The sequence below is a fragment of the Milkweed yellows phytoplasma str. MW1 genome (assembly GCF_000309485.1).
GTDB lineage: Bacteria > Bacillota_I > Bacilli_A > Acholeplasmatales > Acholeplasmataceae > Phytoplasma.
On sequence record NZ_AKIL01000094.1, the window covers coordinates 1 to 2,240 of the forward strand.

2 protein-coding genes are annotated in these 2,240 nt (G+C 25.1%); both read left to right on the forward strand.

Features of this window, described 5'->3' with window-relative positions:
- The first annotated feature begins 905 nt into the window (after nt 1-905).
- Complete coding sequence (locus RI76_RS02055; RefSeq protein ID WP_017192484.1) at nt 906-1,601, forward strand: FtsX-like permease family protein; 696 nt, start codon at nt 906-908, stop codon at nt 1,599-1,601.
- An 81-nt stretch (nt 1,602-1,682) separates the two neighbouring features.
- On the forward strand, nt 1,683-1,850 hold the full coding sequence (locus tag RI76_RS03100; RefSeq protein WP_017192485.1) for a hypothetical protein: 168 nt from the start codon (nt 1,683-1,685) through the stop codon (nt 1,848-1,850).
- The last annotated feature ends 390 nt before the right edge of the window (nt 1,851-2,240 follow it).

Consider the following 2,240-nt stretch of genomic DNA (forward strand, 5'->3'; position numbering starts at 1 on the left):
ATTATTTTATTTTCATGATTATTTTACAATAAAAATGAATTAAAGTCAATAAAAAAGCATTAATTTGCTTAAAAAATATTTATTTTTATGGAGAAAAAAGAATTAATAAAAGTGATAAAACAGAGAATAAAAACAAAAGAAATAAAGCAAAAAAGTGTTCGTTTTTTTATCGATATTCTTGTTTAAAATAAAATATAAAAGCGTTAAAGAACCTGCTGTATATGATGAAAAAGGTAATATTGTTAATAAACTCATGATAAAATAATAAACCAAAATTTTCTAAAAAAATCTTTATTTTTAGCTATTGGGACTAAATTTACGATAAAAAAGTCATAAAGAGTAATTGTGTAAGAATATATAGAAATAAAAAAAATTATAATCGGATAAATAAATATTTTGAGAATGTTCCCCTCATTATATAAATTTAAAACGATACCAAGAATGAGCCCAGCGTTGATAATCAAAAAGCGACTATTATAACTAAAAAAAGAAGGCAACAAAACTAAAAATAAAAACAAGATGATCTCTCTCACCCTTTTTTAGGGGTTGCTCTGTCTTTTGTTCCCTTTAATAAACAAGATATGATATATAAACGTTATTTCGAGAAAAAAGACCAAGACCCTCACAACCCTTTAATATTGGATATAAGTGATAACAAAACAGCTAATAAATTAATTCAATAAAATCCTAGTGTTCAATTTAAAAAAGTATATAAATTGCAAAATAATTTCGCCGATTATAAAGAAAAAATAAGTTAACTAATAAATTGACTCCTTTAGAAGAACACGTTTTAACTTTATTAAATTTATTCTCTATTACTCTTCCTAAATTTTCTAAATTAATAGAACGATACAGACTTAAAACCAAGTTTTAAAAACGACCTATTCAGAGATTATGTTCTGACTTTGGTACGCGTTATTGAATACGATCCTCAAGATTATGATGTTTTGAAAGAATTAGGTTTAAAAACAACTCTCAAAACCGAGGGATCCAACAATGCAAATAATATTTTCATTTCTCTTTATTTTAAAGATAACATTTTAAAACATTATTTGGAATCAAACCAAATTAATAATTATGGTTTATTTGAATTTGAAAGCTATGAAGAACGTTTTAAAAGTGTAGAAAATTTAACCGTCGAAGAAACAAAAGATATTTATGATAACCTCATTATCAACGTGGTTAAAATCACTTTACACAATTTATATAAATTGTTTAAAACAGAAGGATTAGAAAATATTGTTTTTGTTTCTAAAGATTTTATCCAAAAGAAAGCAGATCATTTACAAGTGAACAAGTTAATAGGTAATTTGAAAAAAATAGAGGAACAACATCTAGATTCAATCATTAATACCCGTTACTCACATCCTTTAAAAAAAATCTTATCTTCGATTCCGATGGTGTTATTTATTGATGCTATTGATGCTGCGGAACACCTCACTCTTTTTGAAATGATAACCTTGTTATTTGTCTTTTTAAGTATCAATTGTACGATATGCTCTATCGTGTTAATGTTTAACTTCATTTCTTCTAGTATTCAAAGTAAAAAAAAGGAAATCGGTATTTTAAGAGCTATTGGGGCAAAAGTAGTTTTGATGTGATTATGATTTTTATGCAAGAAATTTTATTAATTGCTTTGATGATTTTCCTTATAGCCGTTCTAACTATCAAAATGACGATTTGTGACGTCAATCCAGGTTATTTCTTCTTTAGTTTGGGTTGATATAGTGGAATTTGGAGTCACAGAAACACTTTATGTTGTTTTAATCACTTTTATAGTTTCTTTTGTTTCTGGTTTAGGACAAAATTTAAGAATCGCTCATAAAAAACTTATTGAAGCCATGAGATGACATTATAATTACTTCATATTAAGTACTTATCATAAAAAGAAAAGGATTCTTTATAGAGTCTTTTTTAGACCTTTAACTGTAACATTAATAAAAGTTAATATAAAAATATTTATCATCTCTTTACCTTTCCTCTTCATTTAACCATAAAATTCGTTAAATCACTGATCTTTTATAATGTTTCAATACTAGATATTTAAAACTTTTACAAAATTTTTCTAAAATTTCAACCTTATAAGGTATAAAAAAATCCTTTTAAGTTTTAAAATGATAAAAAACTACTTTTAAGTAGTTTTGAGGTGCCCCACAAAAGTGGATCCGATTGAGAACAACTAATTGAACCAAATTGTTTATTAATTAAAATAAACAGTTTGGTTTTTTTATTTAGCCAAA